The sequence below is a fragment of the Kosmotoga sp. DU53 genome, assembly GCF_001639905.1.
Taxonomy (GTDB): domain Bacteria; phylum Thermotogota; class Thermotogae; order Petrotogales; family Kosmotogaceae; genus Kosmotoga; species Kosmotoga olearia.
On record NZ_JGCK01000061.1, the window covers coordinates 52,122 to 63,879 of the forward strand.

Consider the following 11,758-nt stretch of genomic DNA (forward strand, 5'->3'; position numbering starts at 1 on the left):
TTCATACTCTTTCCCTCCCCTTCATGTAAGATGAAATAACGGTAAAGATTGACAGTACAATTATACCGACAAAGACGATTAAAAACCAAACGTTCAGTCCAGTGCTTACGTTCACGTTCAAGGCGGGAGAGCCCGAATGCACGAAGATATTCAGCGTATCGGAGTTTGTAACGGAAATAATCAGCCCAGTAAGCAATATTATAGAACCTATGAGTATGCTTATTGCGCGTCTGGAAATGGTTGCTATGGATACGAGTAACATGAGTCCAAGAATTAACGCCATAAAGCTTGAAACTCTGTAAGGTCTGATGATAGCTGGCATGGGTTCTGATGATAATTCATCGGATATTGCTTTCTCTATATTATCCAGTGCAACTGCATACTCGGGTTTTGCCGATAGCTTAGTTTGCAGGAAGTTTTCGAAATCAACTCTGAGTTTTTCCCCACCAAAGGTGACTATTTCTTCCGACATCTTGCCTATGGTTTTTAGTTCGGAGAGATAGCGGGAATAATTTCTTCTGCTGGATCGTGTGAAATTCTTAAGTCCTTTCTGGAGATCTTCGAAGGCCTGTATGTATTGAGGATTATTCTCAATTGAGAAATATTCATCGAAAGAAGGCAGGTTAACCCTCAAACGATCTCCTTCAGCAGAAAAGGTAGCCCCGCTTTCTTTTGCCATACTGTTTAATTGGTTAGGTAACACCACCCTTATCATTCGTTTCAGATCAGTTAATTCGCTGGATATGAGAGAAGTGAACTTTCTGATCTCAATATTGAGCAAGGAATCTGGAGATTCATAAAGGTCGGATTTCAGGATTTCGTAATAAGGTGAGTCGTAGAATTCCGGGAAATTATCCATCCTGATTTCCGGTACTTCGCTGTAAAGCCTTATGACAGGTAGGATAAACGTCAGGACTACGGCGATTAGCATGATCACATCGAGAAGATTTCTTTTCTTCGGTTTTAATAATCTTGATATCAGAATGATGGTGGCAAAAGTCAGGACAGGAAACACTGTTATCGCGTAGATGGATAGATCAAAGATATCGTAATTGAAATTAGAGAAGAAAACAAGATATCCCATTTCAAGGATTAATAGAATATCCAGAATGAACTTTTTCCACGAAGGAAGGAAGAACCATATAAGGAGTGCCAGGCCTGCGTAAACCAGAAGGCGCAGCCAGCTTAAATGGATTTCCTTTAGCGTATTTTTCACAAAAACCGCTGAGTACTCGTTTTTTAATTCCCCAAGAGCCTTCATCAATGGAGCAACGAGTTCACTCACAGCACGGTGAATATCGGCTTCTACGAGTTTGACTGGCGAAAAATCTTTACCATCAATTATTCTCTTACCAAATGTCAGGTTCAATATCAACCTGCTTCTAAGCCCCGGAGTGGAATCGATAATTTCTACGATTTTCTTGTAGTTATCATCCTGTAAGGGTATGGGATTTGTAAATCCGGGGACAGTTTTTGTACTGATGGGAAGTTCCTGAGGATAGAAAGGAGCTTCATCTATGATTGATAAGGACCTGAGGATCCAGAGTTCAAAGAGATTCTTTGCTGATTCTTTCAAAGATTGCTCTAAATCCTTCGGGAGCAGCCTGAGAGCCACTGAAGCGCGTTCTTCGAGTTCAGAAAGCAACTGCTGGGAAACATTGTATTCCTTCTTAGAAATCTCCTCAATTTGTTGAGCGAGCGTGGCTATGATTTGATCGTTAATGAGGGAGGCTATCTCTTTTTGTGCGAGATCGTCGATTGTTATATCCAGACTGTACACGCCTTTGTAAGTCATGGGTTCCGGAAGTTTCCCTTTCGGAAATCCAGAAGGCTCAACATCGATCAATCCAAGAGAATACAATATCCAGCTCTTAAATACGTTGTTTGCAACCTTCCTGACGCTACTTGTATATTCATTGAAAGCAGCGGAATATGCAGGCATTTCATTGAGCACACCGAGCTGGTATCCTTTCCCCGTTAGATGGGAATAAACCCATGCTAGAAAGGCACTGTAGGCTATTTTGTCTTCGTAGCTTTCAAAGTAACGGTCATCGAGGGCTTTCATGTGGACGGTTAATAAGTCGCCCATTGTGGTAGCGCTTTCCTTTTTTTCCACGCTACCAACTATCTGAAGTTTGTAAAGCCTGTAAAGAGCAAGATCCTCAAGATCGACTTTTAGTTGAATAATTTTTGGAGACTGAGCATTTTCTGATTCATACTCGGTGATGTAGTTCTTAAAGAACTGAATTGTTTTGTCCTGATCTAACGCAAAGAAAAGAGTCGAGAGAAGGAGTAGTAAAACTACGAGAAAAGTGGGACGTTTTGTCACAACTTCACCTCCGGAAACTTCTAAAATTAATTTTTATCAATTTTCAGCATATTCTCGATGGCATTTATTATGACTTTCAATCCAACTGTATTATGAGCACCGTCTGGCAAAACTATATCACAAAAATATTTCTGAGGTTCTATAAAACTTTTAAAAGCGGGAGCAACGAATTGCCTATACTGAGTAATTATACTATCAATAGATCTTCCACGCTCCCGGGTATCCCTCTCTATACGCCTTATCAATCTTTCGTCAGCGGGGGCGTCGATGTACACCGAAAAGTCGAATAGATTTCTTAAATTCTTGCTGTACAACACAAGGATTCCTTCAACAATTACAAGATGGCCAGGTTTGAAAGAGCGGGAAATCCCGGATTCTCTTCTGTAAGTAACCATGTTATATACGGGTACCTCTATGCTTTCTCCTTTTTTCAGGGTTTTGAGGTGTTCTATAAAAAGTTCAAAGTCGAAAGCTTTAGGGGTATCAAAATTGTAATTTCGTGGATCCACACCGGGTTCAAGGTTTTTGTAATAATCATCCATTGAAAGAATATCTGCGCAATCGCTGAAATGTTCCTTTATTTTCATTGCTACAGAGGTTTTTCCAGCTCCGCTCCCACCTACGAGAGCGACGAGAATCGGGCGTTTCATCACCATTCTCCCTTCTGTAACATATTTACATGAAACGCGAGAGATCTAAAAACGACCGATATATCGATCTCTTCAACCCGGACATTTTTGGGGACACTTATCTTGGTCGGTGCAAAATTAACTATACCTAGAATCCCGGCGTCAACAAGTGCATCAGCAACTTTCTGTGCCTCAGAAGCGGGTACGGTTATAACTCCAATGGTTATATTTCTCTTTTTGATGACTTCCGGCATGCTCTGGATATCATCGATTATTATGCCGCTTGCCAGTACCGAACCGATTTTCTTTGGATCATTATCAAAAACGGCTTTGACAAAAAAACCGCTTTTGGTTAATCCCGGATAATTAGCAATGGCAACACCCAGATTACCTGCTCCGACGATACAGGTGTCCCATTCCTTCTTTATTCCCAGTATCTCACCGATACCTTCCAAGAGTTTTTTAGTGTCGTATCCTACCCCACGTTTCCCGAACTCTCCAAAATAAGAGAGATCTTTTCTGACCTGACTTGCTTTTATTCCAAGGAGTTCACCTATCTCTTTCGAAGAAATGCTATTTTTTTCCTGTAAAAGTTGTTTTTCAAGGCACCTGTAATAAATTGCGAGTCTTTTTATAGTAGGGCGAGGGATTTTTTCTTCTGGCACAAAATTCCCTCCTCAAAAAATTTTATACGGTGTTGGTGAAGATACGTGTTTGTGAAATTATATCACGAAATGTGCAGTTGTCACTGTGGCTTTGAATTTTTTTCAGGTAACACCTCTCTAACCATGATATAATTTTTTCATGCGAAGTAAGCTATTTTTATTGTTTTTTCTCGTATTTTTGGGGATATGTTTAACTTTACTTTTCTTTGAATTGATATCTGAGGTTCGAAGTTTGAAGAACTCTATCAACGCCTTTGAAATCTACGGCAGCACGAGCCCTTTAACCGTAAACGTTGGAGATAAAATTCGGATAATAGAGACAAAAAAGAAGGTTAGAATAGAGTTATCGAAAGAAAAAGAAATCGAAATCCTTCAACTCCCCGGGAACAGTTATTATGTAAGAAGAGGAGATACGGTTTACAAAATTTATATCCCGAGAGTAAAGGTGAGGATCGAAGAATGGGAGCATTGAGAAGAGTTGAACTTGTTAATCTGGTGATGTTTGTTTTTTCATCTTATATAGATTATAGGTTTTCTGAGGTCCAACCATTGCTTGAAGAGAGGTTTGGCCCTGTTGACTATATCTCGAAAAATCTGGATTTTGATAAATACACCTATTTCTATAATAATGAGATGGGCTACAAACTCCAGGGGAAGCTGATAAGCTTCAAAAATCTTATTCATCCTTCGGAACTTGCGGAAATAAAGTTAACCACCAATAAAATCGAAGAGCTGTTTAAGGTCGATGGAAAACGCAAGATAAATCTTGATCCAGGATATATTCATCATACGCAGTTTGTTCTTGCGTCCACGAAGCACTGGGCCAATCGGATATATATAGGTAGAGGCATATACGCTGAAATAACACTCATGTACGTTAACGGGAAGTTCATGCCATTGGATTATACCTACCCGAATTACAAAGATCAGGAATATATTCAGGAATTGACCGGTATCAGAGAAATTTATCTGAAAAAGAGAAAGGAATTTTATAGATGAGAATAGGAACACTCGTACTTGGTTGTCCCAAAAACATCGCCGATATGGATAATTTCAAAGGAATAATGCTCAAAAGAGGCCACGAATTCGCTAATGGCGTGGAAAGTGCTGGTATTGTCGTTATCGATACCTGTGGGTTCATAGATGAAGCAAAAAAAGAAAGCATAGAAGAAATCCTGAGGCTCTGCTCATTCAAAGAAGAAAAACCAGATCTTAAGGTAATCGCTGTTGGGTGCCTTGTTCAGAGATACTATCGGGAATTAAAGGAAGGAATCCCTGAAATCGATGGGTTGATAGGAGTTACATCTCCGGAAAAATTGGCCGATCTTATTGAGGCAGGGAATTTTTTCTTTATTGAAAAACCGTCAACAGTTTATGATTTCAAATTTCGAACGTATGGCAAACCTTATTCTTATGTGAAGATTGGCGATGGTTGTGATCGTGGCTGTGCCTTTTGTTCTATCCCATCGTTCAAGGGTTCATCACGGAGCAGACCTATTGAAGAAATAGAGAAAGAGGTTTGTTTTCTCGTTTCTGAAGGGATAAGAGAGATTGTACTGGTTTCACAGGATACCACACAATATGGAGTGGATATATACGGCAAGCAGGCTTTGCCGGATCTGTTGAAATCTTTGAACGAGATCCCTGGAGATTTCTGGATCCGGGTAATGTATTTGCATCCTGACCATCTTACTGAAGGAATCATTAATTCAATTTTGAAACTTGAAAAAGTAGTGAATTATTTCGATGTACCAGTACAAAGCGGTTCTGACTATATTCTTAAACGCATGGGAAGAACAAAAAAAGCTGGAGAATTGAAAGCCATGTTTGAAAAGATAAGGGCGAAAGAATCCGATGTGACTTTGCGAACCACGATAATGGTGGGATTTCCCGGGGAGACACGAAGGACTTTCGAAGAGACGTTGGAGTTTGTGAATGATGTTAAGTTTGATAAGCTTGGTGGATTTGTATATTCTCCTGAGGAAGGAACACCAGCATATTCATTTAAAATGACTATTGATGAAAATATGGCCCGTCAATACCTTGATGAACTCCTGGATTTGCAGGATGAGATATCCTATGAACTCAATCAACGACACTTTGGTAAGGTACTCAAGGTTCTTATAGAGGAAAATACTGAAGAAGTCATGATTGGCAGGAGCCCGCACTTTGCTCCCGAAATCGACGGCAGCATCTTTCTCAAAAGAGCCGATGAAGCGGGAGAGTTTGTGATGTGTCGTATAACCGGGGTTTACGAGCATGACCTGGAAGGTGTGATTGTGGATGAATCTGCCTAATATATTGACGTTTTCAAGAATGTTATTGACATTTCCTGTGGTAGCATTACTTACAGTAGAAAATAGGGTTTCGGTTATTATTTCCGTTCTTTTATTTACGATAGCTGCGTCAACGGATTTCTTTGATGGATATCTGGCGCGGAAGCTGAATCAGGTTACAGATCTCGGAAAGTTCATGGACCAGATATCGGATAAGATCCTGATAACTTCGCTGTTTCTCGTGTTTTTGAGTCTGGGAATGATCAATTTGTGGCTTGTTGTTGTCATAGTTGTGAGAGATATATTTGTTTCCGGGTTGAGGATGGCTGCTGCGTCCAAAGGAGTTGTAATTCCTGCTAATTATTTTGGAAAAGCGAAAACGATATCCCAGATTGTCCTAATTGGTTGCCTTTATCTGATTTTATTGACTGGAGTTGATTTTCAGTTATTGTTAGATGCTTTGCAATGGATCGTTGGAGTGCTCACCGTTGCCAGTGGTGGTAGTTATTTCAGGATTTCTGGTAAGATCTTTGAAGGGGGGAAGTAAATTGAGGACCTTTATAGCCATAGATACTGGTAAAGGTGTTGCTTCGGTTGTTGATATGGTTGTCGATAAACTGAAAAGGATGGGTTTTAAAGCTTCATGGGTACCGGGAAGCAACGCTCATTTAACGCTTTCATTTTTGGGTGAGATAGAGTTTAGTAAAGTTGAAATTCTTGCTTCTATGCTTTCAAAGAGGTTAAGAGGTTTTCCTTCTTTCACTTTTTCTACGAAACAGCTCGGCTTTTTTAGACACAACAATCTGCCAAGGGTAATATGGATAGGCGTGGAAAACACTCCTTTCTTGAACAATCTACATCGTGAAGTACGGGTGGCTCTTGGAAGTTTGGGACTGGCAGCAGAAGACAAGTTTCATCCCCATATTACCGTTGGACGAATGAAGTACAGTCCCCCATACTGGAAAAAATTATTAGCGACGATCGAACTCGAGGAAATTGTGGTACCTGTAAATGGAGTTCACATCTATGAATCGGAACTTTTGAGCGAAGGTGCTAATTACAGGAAAATCTTCAGTTGTAATTTTGAAGGAGGCCTGGTTAAACATGAATTCTAGGGAAGACAAAGCGAAAAAAATCGCTCTTGAAAAAGCCATTAAGGAAATCGAAAAACAATTTGGTAAGGGAGCGGTAATGCTCCTTGGTGATCAGGAAGCAAGGGCAAATATCGATGTCGTTCCAACCGGGTCACTGTCTCTGGACATAGCTCTTGGTGTAGGAGGTTATCCAAGAGGCAGGGTTGTGGAAATCTACGGATCTGAATCCAGCGGAAAGACCACTGTTGCTCTCCATGCTATAGCGGAGGTTCAGAAAATGGGAGGAACGGCGGCTTTTGTTGATGCGGAACATGCTCTGGATATAAGCTATGCGAGGGCTCTCGGTGTCGATGTGGACAATCTGCTCATTTCGCAACCCGACTATGGCGAGCAGGCTCTCGAGATAGTTGAGAGTCTTGTAAGATCCAATGCTGTCGATCTGGTTGTGGTTGACTCTGTTGCTGCCCTGGTTCCCAGAGCGGAGATTGAAGGCTCGATGGGAGATATGCAGGTAGGCCTTCAGGCGCGGCTCATGTCTCAGGCTTTGCGTAAGATATCTGGTACCGTCAGTAAATCGCGTTCTATTGTGATGTTCATAAACCAGACAAGAATGAAAATTGGAGTGGTTTATGGCAATCCGGAAACGACCACAGGCGGTGTGGCTTTGAAGTTCTATTCCTCGATCAGGCTTGAAATCAGAAGAGGTGCCGCAATTCGCGAGGGGAACAACGTTATCGGGAATGAAACCTACATAAAGGTTGTAAAAAACAAGGTGGCACCTCCATTCAAGGACGCAAAGGTCGATTTGATTTATGGAAGAGGGATCGTAAGAGAAAACGAACTCTTTGAGCTCGCTGTAAAGGAAGGATTTATTGAACGAAAAGGTGCGTGGTACACCTACATTTCTCAGGATGGGAAAGAAATCAGCCTCGGTCAGGGAAAAAGTAACGGCATAAACTTCCTGATGGCTAACTCTGAGATATTGCTTGAGATTGAAAACAGAATTCGTGAAAAGTATAGTTTACCGAAAGTAGAGGAAAAATCAGAAAAAGTGAAAGAAAATGGTGAAAAAGAATAACAATAATGCTGAGATTGTTTCCATGGCTCGTAAGGAAGCACTCAGATACTTGCGTTACAGAGCACGTTCCGAAAAAGAGATGAAAGCTTATCTCGGGAAAAGAGGATATGATTCTCAAGTCATAGAAAAGGTGCTTGCGGAGCTTAAAAGACAGAATTTCATCAATGATGAACAATTTTGTAGACTCTACGTTTATGATGCATTCAGGGTTTATCACAAAGGACCTTTTCGAATCCGTCAGGAATTGAGACAGCTAGGTATAAGCATTGGAACGATAGAAAAGGAAATTGAAAGTTTTTTGGCCGAGAACGATCTGAAGGAAATTGTAAAGGATTATTTGAACAGACATCTCGGGAATGAGCCACTATCGATAAAAAAATTGGAGAAACTAAAAGCAAGACTATATCGAAAAGGATTTGATCCGTTTTTCCTAAATGAGGTTTTAAGAGAATACCTCGAAGAAAGTCACTGATTCTGTAGTTTTTTGAAACCATGATACAAGAAAGGAGGGAGCTGGATATATCCAGATTCGGATAAGTACCAGCGTAGATCATGACAATAATTTGGTCTTTAATAGGTTCAATCATAGGAATAGTAATTTCTGCTTTGATTTTTATTCCCATTGTTTCCAGAAAGGTTCGGAAGAAGCTTGAGGAAGAGTTGAAACTGGCAAAACAGGATGCGGAATCTATAAAGAAGAGGGCTCTGGAGGAAGCAGAACATCTTAAGAAAAAAGCCATTATTGAGGGACGTGAAGAACTTCATAAGCAACGCGACGAAATGGAAAGGGAACTGCGTCGTGAACGTGAAGAACTCAAACAGTGGGAAGAAAGAATTTCCAGACGGGAAGATAACCTTGATAGGAAAGAGGAAAATCTTGAAAAACTGAGGGTAGAGCTGGAAAAGGAGCGCAATGAGATAGAAAAGCTTCGGCAGGAAGCAGAAAACAAGCTTTATCAGCTTGCTGAGCTGTCTCCAGAAGAGGCGAGAGAGATCGTCTTTAAGCGCGTTGAAGAAAGGTATGAATACGATATAGCCCAGAGATACAAACAGATAAAGGAACAGTATGAAGAAGATGCGGCTAAACATGCAAAATGGGTGGTTGTTACCACAATACAAAGATATGCTGCCGACTACACAAGTGAGATTACCGTTAGTACGGTAAGTCTTCCTTCGGATGAAATGAAGGGAAGAATAATAGGAAGGGAAGGCAGGAACATCCGTGCCTTCGAAAAATTAACAGGGGCAGATCTGATCATAGATGATACCCCTGAAGTGGTTGTAATCTCGTGTTTCAATCCTTTGCGGCGAGCAATTGCGAAATTGACACTGGAAAAGCTTGTGGAGGATGGAAGAATTCATCCAGCAAGAATAGAAGAGATGTATGAAAAAGCGAAACGCGAAATATACGCTGAAATCAAAGAAGCCGGTCAGGAAGCACTCATGAAGGTTGGGATACCTTCGATGCACCCGGAACTGGTAAAACTTCTCGGGCGCTTGAAGTACAGAACCAGTTATGGTCAGAACGTTTTGCAGCACTCCATAGAAGTGGCACAGATCGCTGCACTTATGGCGGCAGAGCTGGGGCTCAATGTTGAAAAGATCAAACGGGGTGCTTTGCTTCACGATATTGGAAAGGCTGTTGATCATGAGATAGAAGGTTCTCACGCCATCATAGGCGGAGAAATAGTAAAGCGTTACGGTGAGAAATCCGATGTTGTTAATATGATACAGTATCACCATGGTGAGACGGAGGCCCTAACACCGGAAGCTGTTCTTGTAGCAGCAGCCGATGCTGTGTCTGCGGCTCGTCCTGGAGCCAGAAGAGAGTCTCTTGACATGTACATAAAACGACTCGAGAATCTTGAGAACATTGCAAAAGGGTTCGCAAACATCGAGAAGGCTTACGCTATTCAGGCTGGAAGAGAAATAAGAGTGATAGTGGAACCGGAAAAAGTTGATGATGTGATGGCAGAAAAACTTGCCGGAGATATTGCAAAACGGATAGAAGAAGAAATGGAGTATCCAGGTGTTATAAAAGTGACAGTCATTAGAGAGAGAAGGAGCGTGGCTTACGCCAGTTAAGTTGCAATTGACACCCATAATTTTGTGCGGTAAAATTGTGCCGAGTGCCAACGTAGCTCAACCGGCAGAGCGGCTCATTCGTAATGAGCAGGTTGTGGGTTCGAGTCCCACCGTTGGCTCCATGCGCCCAAACCGGGCGCTTTATTTTTAATCAAAGTGAATGGGTGGCGAGAAAATGACCGGGTTTGAAAAGAAGGTATTTGAGTTCATAGATCGATGGGGACTTATAAAGCAAGGAGAAAAAATTCTGGTGGCAGTATCCGGCGGTAAAGATTCTATGGCTCTGCTCCACTTTTTGGTTTCTAAAAAAGAACGATTGGGATGTGAGATCTGCGTTGCGAATATGGATCACGGCTTACGTGATGACAGCGGTCGCGAGGAAGCCGTGATGATAGCCTCCTTTTGTGAAAAACATGATGTTCCTTTTTATCATGAGAGACGCGACGTAACCCAATATCATAAAAATAACCGTGGGCTTTCTCTTGAAGAAGCGGCACGTATTGTTCGATACGATTTTTTGTTCAATGCCAGAGAAAAACTTGGAGCCGATAAGATCGCCCTGGCCCATCATCTGAACGATTTGGTGGAGACGATGTTGATGAGGATAGCAAGAGGAACGGGGTTAAAAGGGGTAATTTCTATGAAGCCTATGAACAATTCTATAATACGTCCTCTCTTATCTGTTGGAGTGCAAGAAATACTCGATTATGTTACAATTAACATGATTCCTTATAAAGAAGATCCAACAAACGTTCTCGAGGTCTATGACAGAAATTTTATAAGAATGAGAATAGTTCCACTCTTTAAGGAACTCAACGCTTCTTTTGAAGATGCTATTTATAGGTTTTACATGAATATTATGGAAAGCTACAACATTATTGAAGAAAAGGTTCGAAGCTTTATTTCCAGTTTGGAAACGGAAACAGAGAATGGAAAGGTGCAAAGGTGCTTTGGGGAGCTGGATATCTTTTTGAAAGAACAAGACGCCCTTGTGGCTGAAGTGGTAAGAGAGATTGTAATGCGATTATCTGAGGATGGGTATCCACCTTCAAGGGAAAGAATAGAAGCGTTTATGAAACTCTTAGGCAAACAGGATAGAAGATGGACCATTGAGTTCAAAGAGGATATCAAATCGAGTCGTTTGGGGAAATATATATTTTTTTATAGAGGAGATCTGTTTGAAAGTATGAAAGACGATGTTGATGAAGTTATCGAAAAACTGCCGGTCAGAGTCTCAACAAGGTTCGGAGAGATTATTCTGAATTATGAGAAAGGTAAATTGGAACTCAAAGAAAAATTCGATGGTAAAAAAGTTTGTCCATGTACTCTTAAAGTATTAAAATTTCCTTTGAGGTTCCGAAGGGTAAAATGTGAAGATAGAATGATTCCTTTCGGGAGCAAAAAAGAAAAGGAAGTTTTTAAAATCATTAAAGAAAGTGGAATGACAGGTTTTATTACACGGATACCTGTACTGGAGAATGCTGATGGCACAATTTTATGGGTACCGGGAATTAGAGCCGCTGAGCAGTGCAGGGTGTCCGATTCCGAAGACGGATACGCCCTTTTTAGATTTGAAAGGAGGTAATTTGGTGGATCAAAGGC

The 11,758-nt window shown here is 41.1% G+C and carries 12 protein-coding genes and 1 tRNA gene; 10 read left to right on the top strand and 3 right to left on the bottom strand.

Going from position 1 to position 11,758, the window contains the following annotated elements; translation table 11 throughout:
* Window position 1: 1 nt before the first annotated feature.
* The 3 genes from DU53_RS08145 to DU53_RS08155 are packed head-to-tail and all read right to left on the bottom strand — an operon-like array spanning window position 2 to window position 3,623.
* On the bottom strand, window positions 2-2,329 hold the full coding sequence (locus tag DU53_RS08145) for a hypothetical protein (RefSeq protein WP_063728343.1): 2,328 nt from the start codon (window positions 2,327-2,329) through the stop codon (window positions 2-4).
* Window positions 2,330-2,355: 26 nt separating this feature from the next.
* On the bottom strand, window positions 2,356-2,979 hold the full coding sequence (gene udk, locus DU53_RS08150) for a uridine kinase (RefSeq protein ID WP_015868892.1): 624 nt from the start codon (window positions 2,977-2,979) through the stop codon (window positions 2,356-2,358).
* A complete protein-coding gene (locus DU53_RS08155; RefSeq protein ID WP_015868893.1) occupies window positions 2,979-3,623 on the bottom strand; it encodes a redox-sensing transcriptional repressor Rex in 645 nt (214 codons plus the stop codon). Before DU53_RS08155 ends, udk begins: the two co-directional genes overlap by 1 nt.
* Before the next feature lie 232 nt (window positions 3,624-3,855).
* Between DU53_RS08155 and DU53_RS08160 the strand changes: the two genes are divergently transcribed.
* The 10 genes from DU53_RS08160 (at window position 3,856) to tilS (ending at window position 11,741) form a co-directional block, all read left to right on the top strand.
* Complete coding sequence (locus DU53_RS08160) at window positions 3,856-4,095, top strand: hypothetical protein (RefSeq protein WP_015868894.1); 240 nt, start codon at window positions 3,856-3,858, stop codon at window positions 4,093-4,095.
* Window positions 4,083-4,622 carry a DUF4416 family protein gene (locus tag DU53_RS08165; protein WP_015868895.1) on the top strand — a complete coding sequence of 180 codons (540 nt, stop codon included), beginning with the start codon at window positions 4,083-4,085 and terminating at the stop codon, window positions 4,620-4,622. The genes DU53_RS08160 and DU53_RS08165 overlap by 13 nt, the downstream gene beginning before the upstream one ends.
* Window positions 4,619-5,920 (top strand): 30S ribosomal protein S12 methylthiotransferase RimO, encoded by a 1,302-nt coding sequence (gene rimO / locus DU53_RS08170; RefSeq protein ID WP_015868896.1) that lies wholly within the window; start codon window positions 4,619-4,621, stop codon window positions 5,918-5,920. The genes DU53_RS08165 and rimO overlap by 4 nt, the downstream gene beginning before the upstream one ends.
* A gap of 19 nt (window positions 5,921-5,939) precedes the next feature.
* The gene (gene pgsA / locus DU53_RS08175; protein WP_235599767.1) at window positions 5,940-6,446 is read left to right on the top strand and encodes a CDP-diacylglycerol--glycerol-3-phosphate 3-phosphatidyltransferase; all 507 of its coding nucleotides are present in this window, start codon (window positions 5,940-5,942) and stop codon (window positions 6,444-6,446) included.
* 1 nt (window position 6,447) lies between these two features.
* Window positions 6,448-7,014: an RNA 2',3'-cyclic phosphodiesterase gene (gene thpR, locus DU53_RS08180; RefSeq protein ID WP_041288717.1), complete on the top strand. Its 567-nt coding sequence runs from the start codon at window positions 6,448-6,450 to the stop codon at window positions 7,012-7,014.
* Window positions 7,004-8,071 carry a recombinase RecA gene (gene recA / locus DU53_RS08185; RefSeq protein ID WP_015868899.1) on the top strand — a complete coding sequence of 356 codons (1,068 nt, stop codon included), beginning with the start codon at window positions 7,004-7,006 and terminating at the stop codon, window positions 8,069-8,071. The genes thpR and recA overlap by 11 nt, the downstream gene beginning before the upstream one ends.
* 22 nt (window positions 8,072-8,093) lie before the next feature.
* Window positions 8,094-8,543, top strand: coding sequence for a regulatory protein RecX (locus tag DU53_RS08190; RefSeq protein ID WP_015868900.1), 450 nt, complete (start codon window positions 8,094-8,096; stop codon window positions 8,541-8,543).
* 86 nt (window positions 8,544-8,629) lie between these two features.
* The gene (gene rny, locus DU53_RS08195; protein WP_369816077.1) at window positions 8,630-10,156 is read left to right on the top strand and encodes a ribonuclease Y; all 1,527 of its coding nucleotides are present in this window, start codon (window positions 8,630-8,632) and stop codon (window positions 10,154-10,156) included.
* A gap of 46 nt (window positions 10,157-10,202) precedes the next feature.
* Window positions 10,203-10,278 (top strand) — tRNA-Thr (locus tag DU53_RS08200).
* 38 nt (window positions 10,279-10,316) lie between these two features.
* Window positions 10,317-11,741 carry a tRNA lysidine(34) synthetase TilS gene (tilS, locus tag DU53_RS08205; RefSeq protein ID WP_082853888.1) on the top strand — a complete coding sequence of 475 codons (1,425 nt, stop codon included), beginning with the start codon at window positions 10,317-10,319 and terminating at the stop codon, window positions 11,739-11,741.
* Window positions 11,742-11,758 lie beyond the last annotated feature (17 nt).